Genomic DNA, 19,228 nt, shown 5'->3' on the forward strand with positions numbered 1-19,228 from the left:
CCGTGACCACCGTCGACCAGTCGGCGTTCGAACGGCCAGCCCCGGCTGGCGGCGACGACGTCGGTTCCGCCGCCGGGCCAGGACCCGCGCCGGCCGGCGGCTGGGGGGACCGGCTGCGGCGGGTGGCGCTCGCCATAGCCGCCGTGGTGCTGGTCTGCGCGGTGTGGGAGCTCTACAAGCTGGTCGGCTCGCCGCACGGCGGCCGGCTGTTCGGGGTGCCGGTGCTGCCCCGCAACGACGACACCTCGATGCCGCACGTCTGGTCGGTGCTCGCCCAGCTCGGGCACAAGGAGGTCAACACCGCCGACAGCCAGACGGTCGGCGTCGCGGTGCTCAAGGGGATCTGGTTCACCCTGCGGGTGGCGCTCGTGGGCCTCGTCGCCGGCGTCGTCGTCGGGGTGCTGCTCGCCGTCGCGATGGCACGGGTAAAGATCGTCGAGCGCGGCCTGCTGCCGTACATCATCGCCAGCCAGACCGTGCCGCTGATCGCGCTGGCGCCGCTCGTCGCCGGCTGGAGCGGCAAGCTGAAGCTCGGCACGCTCGAATGGCAAGGCTGGATGACGGTCTCGCTGATCGCCGCCTACCTCGCGTTCTTCCCGGTCTCGGTCGGCATGCTGCGCGGCCTGCAGTCGCCGGGCGCGAACGCCGTCGAACTCATGCGCAGCTACGCCGCCTCCTGGTGGCAGACGCTGCTGCGGCTGCGGCTGCCCGCCGCCATCCCGTTCCTGCTGCCGGCGCTGCGGCTCGCCGGAGCCTCGGCGGTGATCGGCGCGATCGTCGCGGAGATCTCCACCGGCACGGCCGGCGGGGTCGGCCGCCTGATCATCGCCTACTCGCAGTCCGCCACCAGCGACGCGACGAAGCTTTACGACGCGGTGCTCGGCGCCGCCGTCACCGGCCTGCTCGTCGCCGGGCTGATCTCACTCGCCGAGCTGGCGCTGAGCACGCGCCGGGGCCGTCCCGCACAGCCAGGTGTGGGCCCAGGCGTGGGCCAGGGCACCTCGAAGACCCAGAAGACGCAGAAGACCCAGAAGGTGCGCACATGACCTCGACGCCGCCGCAGACCCCGGCCGCCGGCGCCGCCGCGCCGAACGTGCCGGACGTGCCGGACGCGCCGGACGCGCCCGCGGTACCGGCCGCGTCGGCCGCGTCGGCCGCGTCGGCCGCATCCACGGAACCGGCCCCCTTCGGGAAGTCGGCAGGCGGCTCCGCGTCGACGCCGGCCGTGGAGGTCGTCGGCGTCGACAAGGTGTTCCCCGTCGCCGGCGGCGGGGCGACCATCGCGCTCACCGGCATCGACCTGACCGTGGCGCCGGGTGAGTTCGTCTCGCTGATCGGCCCGTCCGGCTGCGGCAAGTCGACGCTGCTGCGCCTCATCGGCGACCTGGTCGAGGCGACCCGCGGGGAGGTACGGGTCTTCGGGGAGTCGGCCCGGGCCGCCCGCCAGTCCCAGCGTTACGGCATCGCGTTCCAGCAGGCCGGGCTGCTCGAGTGGCGCACCGTCGCCGGCAACATCGAGCTGCCGCTGCAGGTACACGGCGTCAAGAAGAAGGAGCGCCGCGAACGCGCTCGTGAGCTGCTCGAACTCGTCGGCCTCGGCGACTTCGCCGGTCACTGGCCGGCCCAGCTCTCCGGCGGCATGCAGCAGCGGGTCGCGATCGCCCGGGCACTGGCCGAGCGCCCGCCACTGCTGCTGCTCGACGAGCCGTTCGGCGCCCTCGACGAGATGACCCGGGAGCGGATGCAGGCGGAGCTCGCCCGGATCCGCCTGGAGACGTCGACGACCGTCATCCTGGTCACCCACTCGATCCCCGAGGCGGTGTTCCTCTCCGACCGGGTCGCCGTCATGTCGCCCCGGCCCGGCCGGATCACCCGGATCATCGACATCGACGTTCCCGGCCGAGTCCCCGCGCCGGGGGAGAGCGGAGGCGCGCCCGCACTGGAGGACGCCGTCGCGGAGGCCGAGGACGTCCGTGAGCAGGCGGCGTTCTTCCAGGCCGTCACGGCCGTGCGCGAGGCGCTGCGAGCCGGAGGCGACTCGTGACGGGCGGGCCGGGCCCAGGCCCGCGACCAGCCGGAAATGCCAACAGCACCAACAGCACCAGAGGCGCCGGCGGCGTCCGGGCGCGGGCGCGGCTGGCCGTCGTCCTCCCGCCGATCGTCGTCGGTGTCGTCGTCGTCGCGCTGTGGGAGGCCTACGTCCAGGCCTACGACATCAAGCCGTACCTGCTGCCCGCGCCGTCGGAGATCTGGGCGCAGTTCCGGCACAGCTTCCGCGTCATCGTCGACACGTCCAGGGCGACCGGCTCGAACGCGCTGGTCGGGCTGGTCGTCGGCCTGGTGACCGGCCTGGTCGCCGCGCTCGTCGCCGCCAGCTCGAGGATCGTCGACGGGCTGCTCGCGCCGATCGCGGCGGCGATGAACGCCATCCCGATCATCGCGCTCGCGCCGTTGTTCAACTCGATGTTCTCGACGACGTCGTCGGTGCCGCGGCGCCTCGTCGTCGCCATCGTGGTCTTCTTCCCGGTGTACGTGAACACGGTGCGCGGGCTGCGGCAGGTGCCCGAGGTGCAGCGGGAGCTGATGCGCTCGCTCGCCGTCGGCCGGTGGCGGTTCGCCCGCACGGTGCAGCTGCCGGGCGCGATCCCGTACATCTTCACCGGCTTCCGGGTGGCGTCGTCGCTGGCGGTGATCGCCGCCGTCGTCGCCGAGTACTTCGGCGGGCGGCAGAACGGGCTCGGCTCGCGGATCACCTCGGCCGCGGCGAACACGGCCTACCCGCGCGCGTGGGCGTTCGTCCTCGCCGCGTGCGTGCTCGGGATCGCGGTCTACCTCATCGCCGGCCTGCTCGAATGGCTCGCCACCCCGTGGCGGCGCGGGTCGGGGTCGACAGCCGGGACGTAAGCCAACCAACGCACGGGCCAACCAAAGTAGGTAGGCCAACCAACACATAGGCCAACCAGTACTGAGGCTAACCAGTACTGAGGCCTTACCAATACGTAGGCGGCAGGTGAGCGGCGAACCGGGCCGCCAGGCGGGCGGCGCGGCCCGTGGACATCCGGTTCGTCGGCGGGCGGCGTGGCCCGGTGGATCCGAGGCGAGGCGCGGGCGGTGCGGCCCGCTGACGAACATCACGGACTCCGGAGTCCGGACGACCAGACGAGAGGGGCCTGGGCGTCGTTCCCGGTTCCGCGACGGCCCAAGCAGGTGGAGGGGACATGAAACGACGTTTGGCCGGAGGGCTGGCGGCGGCACTCGCTGTCACGCTGGCACTGGCGGCGTGTAGCTCGAGTGACGACGATTCGACCACGCCGAGCGATGGCAGCAGCAGCGCCGCCGGGCTCACGCCGGTGAAGCTGCAGCTGCAGTGGTTCACCCAGGCGCAGTTCGCCGGCTACATCGCGGCGAAGGAGAAGGGCTACTTCAAGGACGCCGGCCTCGACGTCACCATTCTCGAGGGCGGCACCGACATCGTCCCGCAGACGGTGCTCGCCCAGGGCAAGGCCGACTTCGCGATCGCCTGGGTGCCGAAGGCGCTGGCGTCGCGCGAGCAGGGCGCGGCGATCACCGACATCGCGCAGATCTTCCAGCGGTCCGGCACGCTGCAGGTCAGCTTCAAGGACAAGAACATCACCACCCCGGCCGATCTCAAGGGCAAGAAGGTCGGCGACTGGGGCTTCGGCAACGAGTACGAGCTGTTCGCCGGGATGACCAAGGCCAATGTCGACCCGTCCAAGGACATCACGCTGGTCCAGCAGCAGTTCGACATGAAGGGTCTGCTGTCCGGCGACATCGACGCCGCCCAGGCGATGAGCTACAACGAGTACGCCCAGGTACTCGAGGCGACGAACCCGGCGACCGGCAAGCTCTACCAGCCGAGTGACTTCAACACCATGAACTGGAACGACGTCGGCACCGCGATGCTGCAGGATGCCATCTGGGCGAACACCGACAAACTGCAGAGCGACAAGGCCTACCAGGACACGTCGACGAAGTTCGTCGAGGCGTCGATCAAGGGCTGGATCTACTGCCGCGACAACCCGGAGGACTGCCGCGACCTGGTCGTCGCCGCCGGCTCGAAGCTCGGCAAGAGCCACCAGCTCTGGCAGGTCAACGAGATCAACAAGCTGATCTGGCCGTCGCCGAACGGCATCGGCCTCATCGACAAGGCGAAGTGGGACCAGACCGTCACCATCGCCAAGGGCACCAAGAACGCCGACGGTGACACCGTCCTGAAGGGCGACCCCGAGGGACTCGCCTACACGAACGACTACGTCACCAAGGCACTCGCCGACCTTAAGGGCGAGGGCGTCGACGTCACCGGCAGCGGCTTCAAGCCGGCGACCGTCACGCTGGAAGCCGGCGGCGTCTGAGACCGAGCAGCCAACCAGATCGACTAGCCAACTAGATCGACTAGCCGACCGAGTCGAGTAACCAGCCAACTAGGTCGAGTAACCAACTGATCCACCGGCTCGTCCCGCGGCGCGTACCCCACCCGCGCCGCGGGCGAGCCGGCCTGGTGTTTGCTCGCGTCCAGGCACCGCCTCGGTGTTTCCTGAGGAGCAGCCGGTCGGGAGCCGGCCGCGCGGGGGCGCGTGGCGGCGCGGACGGCGCGGGCGGCACGGCGGCGCGTGGCGGCACGGACGGCGGCGCGCGGAGGCACGGCGGCACGGCCGGCCGGGCTTGCCCGGCGGCGCGGGCGACACGGCGGCGCAGCAGCGCGGCAGCGTAGTGACAAGCCCTGGCGGCGAGGAGGCAGCGGGTTCCATGGGGACGAACAGCAAGACGTATGAGGACGACCGCAAGCACGTCTTTCACTCGTGGTCGGCACAGGCGGCCCTCACCCCACTGGTGGTCAACCGCGCCGAGGGCAGTTCGTTCTGGGACGAGTCCGGCAAGCGTTACCTGGACTTCTCCTCCCAGCTGGTGAACGCCAACATCGGCCACCAACACCCCAAGGTCATCGCGGCCATCGTCGAGCAGGCCCAGAAACTGACGACCATCGCCCCGTTCCACGCGAACGAGGCCCGCTCCGAGGCGGCCCGGCTCATCGCGTCGCATGCGCCCGGCGACCTTGACAAGGTCTTCTTCACCAACGGCGGCGCCGAGGCGACCGAGAACGCCGTCCGCATGGCCCGCCTCGTGACCGGCCGGCACAAGATCCTGACGACCTACCGGTCCTACCATGGCGCCACCGGCGGTTCGATCGTGCTGACCGGCGAACCACGCCGCTGGGCCAGCGAGCCGGGCATCCCCGGCGTCGTCCACTTCTTCGGCCCCTACCCGTACCGGTCGCCGTTCTACGCCGAGAGCGTCGAGCAGGAAGGCGAACGCGCCCTCGCGCACCTCGCGGACGTGATCGCCATGGAAGGCCCGTCGACGATCGCCGCCGTGCTGCTGGAGACGGTCGTCGGCACCAACGGCATCCTCGTCCCGCCGGACGGCTATCTGGCCGGCGTGCGCGAGCTGTGCGACCAGCACGGCATCTTGCTGATTCTCGACGAGGTCATGTCCGGCTTCGGCCGTTGCGGTGAATGGTTCGCCGTCGACCACTGGGGCGTCGTCCCCGACCTGATCTGTTTCGCCAAGGGTGTCAACTCCGGCTATATCCCGCTGGGCGGTGTGATCATGGGTCCGCGCGTCGCCGACGCGTTCGCGACCCGTTCCTACCCCGGCGGCCTCACCTACTCCGGCCACCCGCTGGCCTGCGCCGCCGCCGTCGGCTCGATCCGGGCGTTCGAGGAGGAAGACATCCTCGAGCACGCCCGGACGCTCGGAACGGACATCATCGGCCCGGAGCTCGCGAAACTCGCCGCGAACCATCCGAGCATCGGCGAGGTCCGGGGTCTCGGCGTCTTCTGGGCTATAGAGCTCGTCCGCGACCGGGAGACCCGGGAACCGCTCGTCCCGTTCAACGCCGCCGGCCCCGACGCCGCCCCCATGGGCGCCATCGCCGCGGCCTGCAAGGAACGCGGCCTCTGGCCGTTCACCCACTTCAACCGCGTCCATGTCGTCCCACCGTGCACGATCACGGTGGACGAGCTTCGTGAGGGCTTGGCGATCCTCGACGAGGCCCTGACCATCGCCGACGGTTACGTCACCGGCACCTGAACCGCGGCGCCGGCTGATTCCGCTAGCAGCCGTTGGTTCCTGCCCGTGGTTGCAGGCCTCGCTGGTGATCAGCGTTCCCGTATGACCCGCGGACACCCGGGATCGCCGGCCCATGGTCCGGTCGGGTCGCGTTGCAGGTGTAGCGGTGGGCTATGGAGCGCCGGCGAGATAAAGCCGACTTGGGTGTTCTTTCTGCCGGCTGCCGGGCTTTCTGTATGTGCTGACCTGCTATTTTGATCACATTCTTCTAGAGTCGAGCTGTCTCTAAATTGCATTGATCCGAGATCCTCCCGCTGTTGTCCTCTGCAATTTCCTGATGGCGGTCGTTGTTCTCGGCCATGTTTGACGAAATCGGCACCTCGGTTTATCGTCGAACCCGTGTTCGATACGTATGGTGACCAGATTCAGGACGACACTGTCCCGTCGTCCCAGGCCGCGCCGCCCGATGTGGCTGATGCTGGGCGGTCTCGTTCCGGTGCCCGGGCGCCGGCTTGTCTGGACACATCCGGCGACTCGGTCGTGGCCGGTGGCCCGGTCGCGGCGGCCGGTTCGGCGGCCGCCCTGGGTGGTGTCGACTCCGGCGGTCGAGGGGTGGCCGCTCGGGACGACCAGGTGAGCGGCGGGGCCGTCACGAAGCTGGTGGCGCGGTTCGCTGCCGTCGACGCGGTGTTCGACGAGACGTTGGCGGAGTTGGCGACCTGTTCGAAGGAGGAGGCGCTCGAGCTGGTCGTGTTGTTGATGGGGCGGCAGGCGGCGCGGTTGGCGGGGTTGACGGTGCGGGCGCAGGTCCGGTTGGCGCAGTTGCATCCGTCGGCTCCGACGGTCAACGACGTCGATGAGCCGGGTGATCCTTATTCGGAGTTTCTGGCGGATCGGGTCGCTCCGGAGTTGGCGGAGTCGCCCCGGGYTGTCTCCAACCGGCTCGCGCGGGCGTGGGATCTGGTCGAGAAGCTGCCCGCCGCGGTGGATGCGCTGGTGGTGGGGGAGTTGGACTGGCGGCGGTTGCTCGCGCTGTTCGAGGTGACCGAGTACCTGACCGAGGAGCGGCGTGCTGTGGCTGAGGCGCGGATGCTCGCGGGGCGGAGACTTGGCTCGCCGGCGTTGTGGCGGCGTAAGGCGCGGCGGCTCATGTTGCGGCTTGACCCGGCGGGGGCGGGGCGGCGGTGGCGGGAGGCGCACGCGGAGCGGGACGTGACGGTGGAGCCGTTGGAGGACGGGATGGCGCGGCTGTCGGCGACGCTGGCGGCCGAGGACGTCCGGGCGATCTGTGATCGGATCGATCGGCTCGCGAGGAGCGCCCGCGCCGGCGGTGATGGTCGGCCCGTCGCGGCTGTTCGTGCTGACGTGCTCGCGGCGTTGCTGCTGGGTAACCGGCGTGAGTATGTGACGACCGAGATCCAGGTGATCGCTTCGGTCGGCACGCTGGCGGGTCTGGATGATGATCCGGCGGAGTTGGTCGGTTATGGGCCGATCCCGGCCGGTGTCGGGCGGGCGCTGGCTGCGGATGCCCGCTGGCGCCGCGTGCTCACCGACCCGGTTACCGGCACTGTCCTGGACCTTGGGCATCGCCGGGTTCCGGCCCCGGACCTGGCTCGGCTCATTCGGTATCGCGATCAGCGCTGCACGTTCCCGGGCTGTGCGGTTCCCGCGGTGAGCGCCGACCTTGATCACACCGTGCCCTGGGCTCACGGCGGCCGCACCGCCTTCGACAACCTCGGCGCCGCGTGCCGCCATCATCACCGACTCAAGGGCGAAGGCGGGTGGAAGCTCGACCAGCCCCGACCGGGAGTGTTCGTCTGGACCAGTCCCGACGCCCGCGCCTATCGCAACGACACCAACACCAACGACGGCGAGGGTGTCCCCTCGGGCGAGGACCGGGACACTGGGTCCACAGTCACAATCCAAGCCGCAGCCATGGTCGGCGCCGAACCCGATCCCGAGTTGATGAGCCCGAGGCGCCACACCCCGGCCCATGAGCCTTGCCCCTTCTGACGTCCTGTCCAGACGATCATGATGGTCCGCCGGTGGCAGGGTGAGTGGCAGGCGAATGCCAGGTGGGCGGCAGGCTGGCCAACTGGCCATGACGGCGTCGCGCACCGGGACGCCTCTTGGGGGGCCGTCACGTCGCGGAAACCTCCGACCTGTTTCGCCTCGCGCCCGCTCGACCGACCACTTCGATCGCCCTGCCCACCTCTGTGAGCACCACCTGATCGCCGGTTACCGCCCGATCACCGAGTACCACCTGATCACCGAGTACCGCCCCGTCAGGTAGGGCCGACTCCGTCAGAAAAGGGCACCGCCTGCCCCAGACCGTGCTGGGGCAGGCGGTGTCGGTGGTCGTCGGGCCGGTAGTAGTTGCGCCGATGATCGTCGCTGGTCGCTGGTCGCTGGTCGCCGGTGCCGGTGCCGGTGTCGACCTCGACGCCGGCGGCCGGTTGACGGCGGCGGTTACCAGTGGCGACGGGTCAGTGCCGGCCAGAGGACTTGTCGAAGGAGGCTCGCGGGCCCGTCGACTGGCCGGGGATCGTGGAGTTGTTGGCCTGAGCCGTGGCCGCTTCCGGCACGATTCCTTCCAGCTCGTCGGCGGTGGGCTCGACGGACAGGTGGGGGAGTCGCCGGTCGAGGGCGCGGGGCAGCCACCAGTTGGCCTTGCCGAAGATGTGCATCAGGGCGGGGACCAGCACGGTGCGGATCACGAAGGCGTCGATGAGGACCGCCATCGCCAGGCCCAGGCCGAACAGCTTCAGGACGCGCTCGTCGCCGAGGACGAAGGACGCGAACACCAGGGTCATGATCGCGCCGGCGGCGGAGATGACGCGGCCGGTCTCGGCCTGGCCGAGGGAGACGGCGAGCCGGTTGTCGCGCCGTGCGCTCCACTCCTCGTGCATGCGGCTGACCAGGAACACCTCGTAGTCCATGGACAGGCCGAACAGCACTGCGAACAGGATCACCGGGATGAACGCCTCGACCGGGCCTCCGCTGATCCCGATCAGGCTTCCGAACCAGCCCCACTGGAAGATCGAGACGATCACGCCGAACGCGGCGCCGACCGCGAACAGGTTCATCACCGAGGCGGTCAGCGGGATCAGCAGGCTGCGGAACACCGCCACCAGCAGCAGGAACGCGAGTATCACGACGATCCCGATGAACAGCGGCAGCTTGCTCTGCAGAACGGTGGAGAAGTCGTCGCCGGTCGCCGTGGAGCCGCCGATGTAGACCTGGGTGTCCGAACCGGCGACGACCTTCGGTACGACGTCGTCGCGCAGCCGGTCGAGAAGCTTCGACGTCTCGGCGGCCTGCGGGCTGGTCGTCGGGAACAGGGTGATCGTCGCGGCGCTCCCGGTGGGGCTGTACTGCGGCTCGCTGACGGACGCGACGCCAGGAGTGTCAGCCAGGGTGTCGACGAGCCGCGCCACCGTCGTCTTGTCGGCCTCGCTTCCGGTGCGCGCCGCGATCAGGAACGGGCCGTTGAAACCGGGACCGAAGCCCTCGGCGAGCAGGTCGTAGCCACGCTTGGAGGTCTTCGTGTCCGCGCCGTTGCCCTGGTCGGACGAGCCGAGGCGCAGCGAGAAGAACGGGATCGCGATCACGACGATCAGCGCGGCGGCGAGGACGGCGAGCCTCCTCGGCTTCGCCTCGACGATCTTCGACCAGCGCCACCAGAAGCCGCTCGGCCGCTCCGGCTCCGGGCCGTGCTCGGCGATCCGGCGCCGTTCCCTGCGGCTGAGCACCTTCTGCCCGTAGAAGCCGAGCAGCGCGGGCAGCAACGTGACCGAGGTCGCCATGGTGAAGGCCACGCCGAGGGCTGCGGCGATCGCCACGCCGTACAGGAAGGTGACGCCGAGGGCGAACATGCCGAGCAGGGCGATGCACACCGTCACTCCGGCGAACAGGACCGCGCGGCCTGAGGTGTTGACCGCGTTGATCGCGGCCTCCTCGGGGCTCTTACCCGCCCGCAGCGCGATCCGGTGCCGGTTGACGATGAACAGTGCGTAGTCGATGCCGACCCCGAGCCCGATCAGCGTGGTCAGCGTCAGGCTGACCTCCGAGAAGGTCGAGACATGCGACAGCAGCGGGATGATGCTGCTGGCGATACCGAGCGCGACCAGCGCCGTGATCAACGGCAGCGTCATCGCCAGGAGTGAGCCGAACGCGAGGAACAGAATGATCGCCGCGGCGACGACGCCGACCAGCTCGCTGTAGCTCTGTCCGGGCTGTTCGGCGACCGAGACGATGTTGCCGGTCGCCTCCACCTGCAACGAGCCCTCGTCGGCGCCACGCGCCGTGTCGACGATCTTCTTGATGTCCGCGGCGGTCAGGTCCGTGACCTGGCCATCGACCGTGAGGGTCGCGAAGGCCGTTCGGCCGTCGGCGCTGAGCTGTGACGCGCCCTTGGGGTCGTAAGGACTGGTGACGCTGGCGACGTGCGGCAGTTTCGCCAGGGAGGCGAGCATCGACGTCGCGGGCGTACGCAGCGCCGGGTCGGTGAGCGTGCCCGACCGCGCGTGCAGCACGATCGACGCGGTCTCGCCGGATGCCGCCGGGAACTCGCTGGCCAGCAGGTCATAGGCGGCCTGGGAGTCGGTGCCTGGCAGGGAGAAGGCGTCCTTGTAGTCGTCGCCGACGGCGCGCGCGGCGCCGCCGAGACCGATGAAGGCCACGAGCCAGGCGATCAGGACGATCCAGCGGTGCCGGAAGCACCAGCGGGCGAGCGCTGCCACGGTTCTCCTCGAATCGACAGGTATCGCTGTGGATGCCGCTGGGTAATCGCCCATGTGCGTCCTGAGCGAGTTCACCAGTGCGCGGGCCCGCTTGGCGGGACCTTACCGATCGGTCGGTTACGCAGTAGCTTACCGGTCGTTCGGTAGGTCGCCGGGAGGCTAACATCACTATTTCGAGCAGGCGGGGAGGCGCCGAGGCGCGTGTGCCAGCGCGTCTCGGGCAACCCACACACGGGAGGGCGGACCTGTGTCTGGTGAAGGCCTCCGGGCGTGCGGAGCTTCGCCGTCCGGAGTTCCTGCTGGTTCCGGGGTTCCCGCCCGATCGGCGGAGCCGATCGGGAAGGTCGGGGAGGTCAGGGAGCCGATCCAGGGGGTCCGGAGCGCTCTCCGGCCGGTGCTGACCGGCCGCACCGCCCCTACGGACCGGGCTGACCCGACGGACCGCACCGCCCCCACGGATCGGCCTGCCTCGGCAGACCGGGCCGCCTCGATGGACCGGGCCGCGCCTACCAGCCCCGCGGACCGGCCGCCCGACGTCGCCAGCGGGCGAGCGACCGACACCCGAGGCAGGATTCTCGACGCCGCCGTCTCCCTGTTCGGTGAGCGTGGCTACGCCGGTACCTCCGTGCGGGACATCGCCGAACGCCTCGGACTCACCAAAGCCGCGCTGTACTACCACTTCCCGTCTAAAGAGACGATTCTCGATGCTCTACTCGATCCCTTCGTGACGGAACTCACCCGAATCGTGGAACTGATCAGGGGAGCGTCTCCGCCACAACCTGAGACGATCATCGAGCTGATGGCTGGCCTGCTCGCCGGTCCGGGCAGTGTTCTCTGCGCGTTCGTCAACGATCCGTCGGTGCTTCATCGCAAGATCGGTGAAGAGGACGTCTTCTCCTGTTCCGAAGAAGTTGTCCGTGCCTTGGCCGGACCGAACCCGACCCCTACCGCGTTGCTGCGCGCGCGCTGCGCGCTCGGCGCTGTGCAGAGCGGCATTCTGGGCGCCGCCTTCAGCCGGCTGCGCGCCACCGCCGGGGGGGTGGCCGGCACGGGAGCCGCCCGCGGCGCCGGGGTGCCAGKGGCTTCAACGATGCCAGGGGCTTTAGCGATGCCCGGGACGCCCGGGCTCCAGACCGAGGACGCGCTCGAGGCGTCGGTGGGCTGGCCGCCGCATTCGATCATCGCGGACGACGTACGGTCCGTGATCGTGGACGCCGCGCTGGCCGCGCTGGGTGGTGGCGGGCATCCCGCGGGCCCACCCGGCGCCGGCGCGACAGGGGCGGTCCGGGCGGGTCTCGGCGGTCCGGGTGACCCACCCGGCCACGGTCCGCGGTAGGCGTGGCAGGCGCCGCCCCGGCCCCGCCCCCTGCCCGCACCCGGCCTCGCGTCCCGGCCCAGCGTCCTGCCTACGTCCACGCGATGCGTCCTACCCGCGTCCACGCGATGCGTCCTACCCGCGTCCCAGCGACGCGCCCGCCCACGTCCCGCGCCGCCCCGGCCCCGCGCCCAGCGACGCGTCGGCTTTCGCTGGACTGTCAGGCGTCTCCGTGTCTGGACGGATCTTGGGTGTGATCGTCGGTCCGGCTGTCGGAGATCGTGGACGATCCACATTGACCGCGCACGGACACCCCTTTAGATCATGTTTGTCCGAGACGGTAGGGTTGAGTCTGTGTGGGAGATGGTTCCGTGCCTGGGCGGTGACATAGAGTCGTGTCCGCTCCGCGGCGCGAAAGGTCTCTATGTGCCGACCGTGAAGGTGTCCGCGAGCGCCTTCGCGATCGTTCGCGCAGGTGGCCTGGTGACCATCGGTCGAGTGTGACGGCCCGGCTGGCGGCAGGCAATGTCGCAACTGGTGGGCAACGCGTGTCACAACGGCGTCACGGCCGTGTTCCGCCAGATGTCCCCATCATGTCTACCGCATGTCGCCGGTGTGTCATTCCAACCTGATTCACAGACGTAAATCGAATGAATAGTTGGCCGGGCGCCGGCAAGATGCGCTCTGGGTAATCGTTCCGTACCCTTCGGTGTGACGAGTATCGGTCGCGCCGACGGGGCTGGGTACGTGATGTCATCCATCTGACCATGGACGGGATCGCCGGGGGGCGGTGAAATGATGGGGCTGCCCTTGGCGGGCTCGGCATCAACGCGGGCGCACAACCATGCCGCCGGAGGACCAGGCGCGTACAGCTCGGTTGATGGCTGTCGGGACGTTGCTGGGCAGTTGGGATGTGGAGGATATGAAGCCGCCTCCGCATGCTCATCTAGTCTGCTACCCGACGGGTCCGGACCGGCACGCTGGGCTGGTTCATCGTGTTCGCTGTCATTTGGCAGGTTCCCGGTGGTCTGGCACATGATGTCCGCCCCTCCGGGGGTGACCACCCCTGCCATGGCCGGCGCCGTGCCGGCCGCGGCAGCTGACGCGACCGGAGGTGTGTGAGGCGTGAGCACCCGCTCCCGTCCCGCTGTCCAGGACCGGGCTTCCCGGCCGGTGATCAGCAGGGCCCGGGCGGCCACGTCCGCGCCCTGGCCGCCACGCACCGCGCTCGTCACGGGTGCGTCCAGTGGAATCGGCCGGGTCACCGCCCTGCGGCTCGCCGACCAGGACACCAGGATGCTGCTGGTCGGGCGTAACGGTGTCGCCCTCGACGAGGTGGCAGCCGCCACCGGTGGGCACCGGTTCGCCACCGACCTGGCCGTCGTCGGGTCGGAGAACGCCGTCGCGTCCCGCGCGACCGAGATCCTCGGTGACGTGGACCTGCTGATCTGCTCGGCCGGCGTGGGCGCGGCCGGGCCGTTCGAGGCGATGTCGTCGACCGCCCTGCGCAACCTGGTCGCCGTCAACGTGCTGTCGCCGATGATGCTGGTCCGGGCCGTGCTGCCCGCGATGCTGGCACGCGGCGAGGGCCGCATCCTGCTGGTCGGCAGCGTCGCCGGCGCGCTCGGGGTGCGCGGAGAGGTCGCGTACTCGGCGAGCAAGGCGGCGCTGGTCGGCTTCGCGGACGCGCTGCGCTCCGAGGTCGCTGGGCGCGGCATCACGGTGACGCTGGCCTTACCAGGTGCGGTGGACACGCCCTTCTTCCGCCGCAGAGGCGCTCCCTACGTGCGTCGCTGGCCCAAGCCACTGCCCCCTGGCCTGGTCGCTGACCGGATGCTGGCGGCCTCCGCGCGCGGTGATGCCGAGGTCTGGGTGCCAGGGTGGATGTCCCTGGCGGCGCGAGTGCACGGTTTCGCGCCACCGATCTACCGACGGCTGGCCAACGTGTTCGGATAGCGAACACCGGCCGACCTCGAGCCCGAAGCCCGAGTTCCAAGCCCCGGCATGGAAGCTCAGGCAGCGGAGCGCGAGCCGAGCGGCCGAGCACAGCAGCCCGAGCTGAGCGGTCTGGCCGCCGCGAGCCACGAGACTCCAGGAGAACGCCGCTCCAGATGCGAACCGACAGCCTGATCGCGTCTTCAGCGGCCAGTGTGGTCCCGAGCCCGACCAGCTTCGCCAGCGCCGCGTGCGCAGATCGCCCCCGAAGGAGAGGCGCATGACCACCACCGACATCCGGTCACAGGGCGGTAGTGGCTCCCCCGGCGACCCGCTGGCGCGGTCCGCCGAGGAGACCGGCGACGCCGCGCGCCCGGGGGCCGCGCAACCGGCCCAGGGCGGCCGGCCACGGCGGGCCGAGCCGGCCGGGGTCACCGACCTGGCCGCGACGACCGACGAGGTGCTGCGCGCCGCCTACGGGGAGAACTTCCCGGTGTCGCCCATGGTGCTGCCGGCCGGCATCCGCGACCACTTCAAGGCGCTGTACGGGTTCGCCCGGCTCGTCGACGACATCGGTGACGAGGCGCCCGGCGACCGGCTCGCCCTGCTGGATCGGCTCGGCGCCGACCTGGAGCTGATCTGGACCGGCGAGCCGAGCCTGCCCGTCCACCAGCGGCTCGCCGGCACCGTCCGGTCCTGCGACCTGYCCGCCGAGCCGTTCCTGCGGCTGGTCGAGGCCAACCGCATGGACCAGCGGGTCACCCGGTACGACACGTTCGACGACCTGCTGCGCTACTGCACGCTCTCGGCCGACCCGATCGGGCGGATGGTGCTGGGCGTGCTCGGCCAGGCGACGCCGGACCGGCTGATCCTCTCCGACCGGGTGTGCACGGCGCTGCAGATCGCCGAGCACCTGCAGGACGTCGCCGAGGACTACGCCGCCGGCCGGATCTACCTGCCGCTGGAGGAYATGGACACCTTCGGCGTCACCGAGCAGGACCTCGCGGCCCCGACCGCCTCGCCCGCACTGCGCAACCTGATGGCCTTCCAGGTCGCCAGGGCGACCACCATCCTCGAGCAGGGGGCGCCGCTGGCGAGCCTGCTGCGGGGCCGGATGCGGCTGGCGATCGCGGGCTTCGTCGGCGGTGGCCGAGCGGCGCTGCACGCCGTCCGGCAGTCCGGCTACGACGTGCTCGGCGGTGCGCCGAAGGCGAGCAAGCAGCGAGTGGTCGCGGCCTCCCTGTGGGTGACGGCCCGGTCCTACGCCCCGTCCGCCCGCGCCGCCGCGGCGGGCGCGGACAGCCTCTCGCCGCTGTGCGAGCCCCCGCCGCCGTCGGCCCTCTCGGCGCCGACCCCGACGACCGACCCGGCTGACCCGGCTTCGGGCTCGACCGCGGCGGTCGCCGCCACCTCGGTGGGGGCGCCGGACGTGGCCCCGGCCACGTCGGCGGCCCCGGCTGCGGCCTCGACCCCGAGCCTGGCCGAGACGCTCGCGACGGACGAGGGGGRGGCCCGATGACCGCCGCCGCGCCCGGCCCGACCGTCGCCGAGGCCTACGCCGCCTGCGAGGAGATCACCAAGCAGGCGGCGCGGAACTTCTCCTGGGGCATCCGGCTGCTGCCGGCCGATCGACGGGGCGCGCTGTCCGCCGTCTACGCCTTCTCCCGCCGGCTCGACGACATCGGCGACGGCGACCTGCCGGACGAGCAGAAGAGCGAGGGCCTCGCGAAGGCGCGCGCGGACATCCGCGGCCTGGACCCGAACAGCTCCGACCCGGTGATCGTCGCGCTCGCCGACGCGGCCAGGCGCTTCCCGATCCCGCTCGAGGCGTTCATCGAGCTGGCGGACGGCGTCGAGAGCGACATCGAGCCCAGCACGTACGAGACGTTCGACGACATGGTCGGGTACTGCCGGCTGGTGGCGGGCACGATCGGCCGGCTCTCGCTCGGGATCTTCGGGACGACCGAGGCCGCGGCGCGCGGCGACGCGCCCGCGATCGCCGACGCCCTCGGCGTCGCCCTGCAGCAGACCAACATCCTGCGCGACGTGCGCGAGGACCTGCTGAACGGGCGGGTCTACCTGCCGCAGGCCGAGCTCGCCGCCGCCGGCGTGAAGCTGGCCGTCGACGCGAACGGCCGGCTGGGCGAGCCCGAGGACGCCCTGGTCGACTACCTGCGCGCGAGCGCGGCGCGGGCCGACGAGTGGTACGACCGGGGCCTGGCTCTGCTCGGCATGCTCGACCGGCGCAGCGCCGCGTGCTGTGGCGCCATGGCGGGCATCTACCTGCGCCTGAACCGACGTATCCGGACCGACCCGACGGCCGTGCTGACGCGCCGACTGTCGCTGCCGGGCCGGGAGAAGGCCGCGGTCGCGGCGCGCAACCTGGTCGGCCGCCCCGAAGGAGTCCGACGCGAGCCGCCGGGCACGCCCGGCAAAGCCGCTGGTTCGGAGGATGTGTCGCGATGACGGGTGAGGGGGGCAGGGCCCGGCCGCGCGTCGCGGTCGTCGGCGGCGGGCTCGCCGGGCTCTCGGCGGCGTTGTTGGCGGCCGACGGCGGGGCCGACGTGGTGCTGCTGGAGGCCAGGCCGCGCCTCGGCGGCGCGACGGCGTCGTTCGACCGCAAGGGCCTGTGGGTGGACACCGGTCAGCACGTGTTCATGCGCTGCTGCACCGCCTATCGCGGTTTCCTGGGGCGACTCGGCGTGGAGCACCTGACCACGCTGCAGCCCCGGCTCGACGTCGAGGTGCTGCTGGGCGATCGCCCGGGCGAGCGTGCCCGGCTGCGCCGGACGAAGACCCGGCTGCCGGCGCCGCTGCACCTCGCGCCCGCCCTGCTTGGCTACAAGGCGCTGCCGGTGGGCCAGCGGGTCTCGGCGGCGCTCGCCGCGTTCCAGATCGGCCGGCTCGACCAGCGCTCGCCGAAGGTCGACGGCGCCTCGTTCGGCGGCTGGCTCGCCGCGCACCGCCAGGGCGCCGTCGCCACCGAGGCGCTGTGGGAGCTGCTCACCGTCGCCACGCTGAACGCGCCGGCCGCCGAGGCGTCGCTGGCGCTGGCCGCCAAGGTCGTCCGCTCCGGTCTGCTCGAGCGGGCCGACGCGGCCGACATCGGCTGGGCGGACGTGCCGCTGCAGCAGCTGCACGGCGAGGCCGCCGCCAAGGCGCTCGCCGACCTCGGCGCGGACGTGCGGACGAACGTGAAGGTTCGCGAGATCACCAGGACCGACGCGGGCTACGAGCTCGCGATCACCGGCCGTAGCCCACGCAAGAATGGCGGAGCCGCGTGGGCGGAGGCCGCGGGCGACGCGGCTGGTGGGACGGGGCGTGGTGACTCGGAGGTGCTGACGGCTGACGCCGTCGTGCTCGCCGTACCGCCGCCGGCCGCGGCCGCTCTGCTGCCGCCGGGTGCCCACCCCGACCCGGCGAGCCTGGAGGGCCTCGGCGCCTCCCCGATCGTCAACGTCCACATGATCTTCGATCGTCAGGTGATGGACCGCCCGTTCCTCGCGGCCACCGGTTCGCCAGTCCAGTGGATCTTCGACCGGACGGGCCCGTCCGGCCTCGCCGGCTCCGGCACCGCGCCGCCCGGGTCGCAGTACCTGGCGCTTTCCCAGTCGGCCGCCGAGTCCTGGGTGGACCGGCCGGCGGCGGAGCTCGGGGCCGAGTTCGTCGCCGAGACGCGCCGCATCCTTCCGGCGGCCCGTGACGCTGAGCTGGTCGAGGTCTTCGTAACCAGGGAGCGCACCGCGACCTTCCGCCAGGCGCCTGGATCGCTCGCGCTGCGTGCCGGGGCGAGGACCGGTCTGCCCGGGTTCGCCCTGGCTGGTGCGTGGACCGACACCGGGTGGCCGGCGACCATGGAGGGAGCTGTGCGTAGCGGGCTCACTGCTGCCCGTGAGACGCTGGCCAGCGTGGGGGTGCACGTAGGGGAGCTGGAGACAGCTTCCGGTGACATGGCGTGGCCGCGGCTGGATGCCGCGCGAGCCAGGCCACGCGTCCCGACCGTGAGCCTGGCAGTCCCGGCGCAGTCAGATCCAGCCGATCCAGCCGATCCGGCCGCGGCCGGCCCGATCGCACCGACCACACCGACAGGGAGTAGCCCGGCATGACGATGACGGTTCCGGAAGCCATCGAGCGTGGCCGGACGCTGACGATCCCCGCCCTGCGCGAGACGGTCACGAGACTGCACCCGCGGCTACGCCACGTCGTGGAGTACCACCGCGGCTGGGTCGACGCCGACGGCAACCCGGTCGCGGGCGGTGGCGGCAAGCTCGTCCGCCCGGCGCTGGCGCTGCTGTCGGCCGAGGCGGCCGGCGCGCCGGCCGAGGTGGGCCTGCCGGCGGCGGTGGCCGTCGAGCTGGTGCACGACTTCTCGCTGCTGCACGACGACGTGATGGACGGCGACACCGAGCGCCGCCACCGGCCGACCGCCTGGACGGTCTTCGGCATCGACGGCGCCATCCTCGCCGGCGACGCCCTGCTGAGCCTGGCCACGCAGGTCCTGCTGGAGGTCGAGGGCGAGCCGGGCAGGAAGGCCGCGACGATCCTCGGCGCCGGCGTGCACGACCTGGTCCGCGGCCAGGCCGAGGACCTGCTGTTCGAGGACCGGTCGGACGTCACCGTCGCCGAGACGCTGTCCATGGAGGACGGCAAGACCGGCGCGCTGCTGGCCTGCTCGGCCTCGCTCGGTGCCGTGCTCGCCGGCGCGCCCCAGAAGGTCGTCGACGGGCTCGCCGAGTTCGGCTCCCGTCTCGGCACGGCGTTCCAGCTGATCGACGACCTGCTCGGCATCTGGGGTGACCCCGCGGTCACCGGCAAGCCGGTGCTGTCCGACCTGCAGTCGCGCAAGAAGTCCGTCCCGGTCGTCGTCGCCCTGGAAGCCGGTGGCGCGGACGCGGACGACCTGCGGGCGTTCCTGGTCAGCGAGGGCGACCGCCCCACGGAGGAGCTGGAGCGCGTCGCAGCCCTGATCGAGCGGGCCGGCGGGCGCGACTGGACCACCGCTGAGGCGGACCGGCAGCTCAAGACAGCAGGAGCGGTGCTCCGTTCGCTGTCGCTGCCCCCGCTGGCCGAGGCCGAACTGTTGGCCCTCGCACGATTCGTGACCGAACGCGACTGCTGAGAAGGGTGAGGCGAGCGCACGCCTGGG

General features: G+C 71.3%; 13 protein-coding genes. 12 read left to right on the top strand and 1 reads right to left on the bottom strand.

Annotation, left to right across the window (positions count from 1 at the left end; translation table 11 throughout):
- The first annotated feature begins 2 nt into the window (after positions 1 to 2).
- From BCD49_RS13720 to BCD49_RS13745, 6 genes are all read left to right on the top strand, one after another.
- The gene (locus BCD49_RS13720) at positions 3 to 1,046 is read left to right on the top strand and encodes an ABC transporter permease subunit (RefSeq protein ID WP_007512960.1); all 1,044 of its coding nucleotides are present in this window, start codon (positions 3 to 5) and stop codon (positions 1,044 to 1,046) included.
- Positions 1,043 to 2,044: an ABC transporter ATP-binding protein gene (locus BCD49_RS13725; RefSeq protein WP_007512961.1), complete on the top strand. Its 1,002-nt coding sequence runs from the start codon at positions 1,043 to 1,045 to the stop codon at positions 2,042 to 2,044. Before BCD49_RS13720 ends, BCD49_RS13725 begins: the two co-directional genes overlap by 4 nt.
- Positions 2,041 to 2,904, top strand: coding sequence for an ABC transporter permease (locus BCD49_RS13730; protein ID WP_007512962.1), 864 nt, complete (start codon positions 2,041 to 2,043; stop codon positions 2,902 to 2,904). Before BCD49_RS13725 ends, BCD49_RS13730 begins: the two co-directional genes overlap by 4 nt.
- Before the next feature lie 314 nt (positions 2,905 to 3,218).
- On the top strand, positions 3,219 to 4,373 hold the full coding sequence (locus tag BCD49_RS13735; RefSeq protein ID WP_007512964.1) for an ABC transporter substrate-binding protein: 1,155 nt from the start codon (positions 3,219 to 3,221) through the stop codon (positions 4,371 to 4,373).
- Between the two features lie 394 nt (positions 4,374 to 4,767).
- Entirely contained in the window at positions 4,768 to 6,111 is a 1,344-nt protein-coding gene (locus BCD49_RS13740; protein ID WP_007519258.1) for an aspartate aminotransferase family protein, read from the top strand.
- Positions 6,112 to 6,723: 612 nt separating this feature from the next.
- Positions 6,724 to 8,103, top strand: a complete 1,380-nt coding sequence (locus BCD49_RS13745) for an HNH endonuclease signature motif containing protein (RefSeq protein WP_241832323.1) — start codon at positions 6,724 to 6,726, stop codon at positions 8,101 to 8,103.
- Between the two features lie 473 nt (positions 8,104 to 8,576).
- Here BCD49_RS13745 and BCD49_RS13750 read toward each other — a convergent pair whose 3' ends face one another.
- Complete coding sequence (locus tag BCD49_RS13750; RefSeq protein ID WP_007519254.1) at positions 8,577 to 10,832, bottom strand: MMPL family transporter; 2,256 nt, start codon at positions 10,830 to 10,832, stop codon at positions 8,577 to 8,579.
- A gap of 490 nt (positions 10,833 to 11,322) precedes the next feature.
- Here BCD49_RS13750 and BCD49_RS13755 point away from each other — a divergent pair, with 490 nt between their 5' ends.
- The 6 genes from BCD49_RS13755 (at position 11,323) to BCD49_RS13780 (ending at position 19,201) form a co-directional block, all read left to right on the top strand.
- Positions 11,323 to 12,168 carry a TetR/AcrR family transcriptional regulator gene (locus BCD49_RS13755; RefSeq protein ID WP_071041543.1) on the top strand — a complete coding sequence of 282 codons (846 nt, stop codon included), beginning with the start codon at positions 11,323 to 11,325 and terminating at the stop codon, positions 12,166 to 12,168.
- Positions 12,169 to 13,272: 1,104 nt separating this feature from the next.
- Positions 13,273 to 14,103, top strand: coding sequence for an SDR family NAD(P)-dependent oxidoreductase (locus BCD49_RS13760; protein ID WP_007519250.1), 831 nt, complete (start codon positions 13,273 to 13,275; stop codon positions 14,101 to 14,103).
- A gap of 259 nt (positions 14,104 to 14,362) precedes the next feature.
- Positions 14,363 to 15,601, top strand: a complete 1,239-nt coding sequence (gene hpnC, locus BCD49_RS13765; RefSeq protein WP_083401437.1) for a squalene synthase HpnC — start codon at positions 14,363 to 14,365, stop codon at positions 15,599 to 15,601.
- Positions 15,598 to 16,548 (top strand): presqualene diphosphate synthase HpnD, encoded by a 951-nt coding sequence (gene hpnD, locus BCD49_RS13770; protein ID WP_007519246.1) that lies wholly within the window; start codon positions 15,598 to 15,600, stop codon positions 16,546 to 16,548. The genes hpnC and hpnD overlap by 4 nt, the downstream gene beginning before the upstream one ends.
- The gene (gene hpnE / locus BCD49_RS13775; RefSeq protein ID WP_007519244.1) at positions 16,545 to 18,188 is read left to right on the top strand and encodes a hydroxysqualene dehydroxylase HpnE; all 1,644 of its coding nucleotides are present in this window, start codon (positions 16,545 to 16,547) and stop codon (positions 18,186 to 18,188) included. The genes hpnD and hpnE overlap by 4 nt, the downstream gene beginning before the upstream one ends.
- Positions 18,185 to 19,201 carry a polyprenyl synthetase family protein gene (locus tag BCD49_RS13780; RefSeq protein WP_007519241.1) on the top strand — a complete coding sequence of 339 codons (1,017 nt, stop codon included), beginning with the start codon at positions 18,185 to 18,187 and terminating at the stop codon, positions 19,199 to 19,201. Before hpnE ends, BCD49_RS13780 begins: the two co-directional genes overlap by 4 nt.
- Positions 19,202 to 19,228 lie beyond the last annotated feature (27 nt).

The sequence above is a fragment of the Pseudofrankia sp. EUN1h genome, assembly GCF_001854645.1.
Lineage (GTDB): Bacteria > Actinomycetota > Actinomycetes > Frankiales > Frankiaceae > Pseudofrankia > Pseudofrankia saprophytica.